Origin of the sequence: Streptococcus sp. oral taxon 071 str. 73H25AP, from assembly GCF_000146755.1 — a bacterium.
Classification (GTDB): Bacteria; Bacillota; Bacilli; order Lactobacillales; family Streptococcaceae; genus Streptococcus; species Streptococcus oralis_T.
Window position 1 is genome coordinate 1 of the sequence record NZ_GL397259.1, and the last position, 712, is coordinate 712.

The 712-nt window shown below is 50.8% G+C and carries 8 tRNA genes; all 8 read left to right on the top strand.

Annotated features, from left to right (window positions below):
* Positions 1-4 precede the first annotated feature (4 nt).
* A tRNA-Asp gene (locus HMPREF9189_RS11800) sits at positions 5-77 on the top strand.
* A gap of 24 nt (positions 78-101) precedes the next feature.
* Positions 102-174: transfer RNA gene (locus tag HMPREF9189_RS11805), tRNA-Lys, on the top strand.
* A 5-nt stretch (positions 175-179) separates the two neighbouring features.
* Positions 180-261: transfer RNA gene (locus HMPREF9189_RS11810), tRNA-Leu, on the top strand.
* A gap of 12 nt (positions 262-273) precedes the next feature.
* Positions 274-346: transfer RNA gene (locus HMPREF9189_RS11815), tRNA-Thr, on the top strand.
* A gap of 26 nt (positions 347-372) precedes the next feature.
* Positions 373-444: transfer RNA gene (locus HMPREF9189_RS11820), tRNA-Gly, on the top strand.
* Between the two features lie 7 nt (positions 445-451).
* Positions 452-537 (top strand) — tRNA-Leu (locus HMPREF9189_RS11825).
* A gap of 11 nt (positions 538-548) precedes the next feature.
* Positions 549-622, top strand: a tRNA-Arg gene (locus HMPREF9189_RS11830).
* 15 nt (positions 623-637) lie between these two features.
* Positions 638-711, top strand: a tRNA-Pro gene (locus HMPREF9189_RS11835).
* Position 712 lies beyond the last annotated feature (1 nt).

Here is a 712-nt window from a genome sequence, read left to right on the forward strand (position 1 = left end):
TATAGGTCCCGTAGTGTAGCGGTTATCACGTCGCCCTGTCACGGCGAAGATCGCGGGTTCGATTCCCGTCGGGACCGTTTAAGATAACGGAAGTTATTTTAGACTCGTTAGCTCAGTTGGTAGAGCAATTGACTTTTAATCAATGGGTCACTGGTTCGAGCCCAGTACGGGTCATATTTGCGGGTTTGGCGGAATTGGCAGACGCACCAGATTTAGGATCTGGCGCTTAACGGCGTGGGGGTTCAAGTCCCTTAACCCGCATAATAGAAAGCAGCCGGCTTAGCTCAGTTGGTAGAGCATCTGATTTGTAATCAGAGGGTCGCGTGTTCAAGTCATGTAGCCGGCATTTTTTATATAGAATAAGAGGTCGATGCGAACGTAGTTCAGTGGTAGAACACCACCTTGCCAAGGTGGGGGTCGCGGGTTCGAATCCCGTCGTTCGCTTAGAGAGGCCGGGGTGGCGGAACTGGCAGACGCACAGGACTTAAAATCCTGCGATTGGTAACGATCGTACCGGTTCGATTCCGGTCCTCGGCATATAATGATGAGCACCCTTAGCTCAACTGGATAGAGTACCTGACTACGAATCAGGCGGTTAGAGGTTCGACTCCTCTAGGGTGCATTTTTTTATTTAACGCGGGAAGTAGCTCAGCTTGGTAGAGTACTTGGTTTGGGACCAAGGTGTCGCAGGTTCGAATCCTGTCTTCCCGAT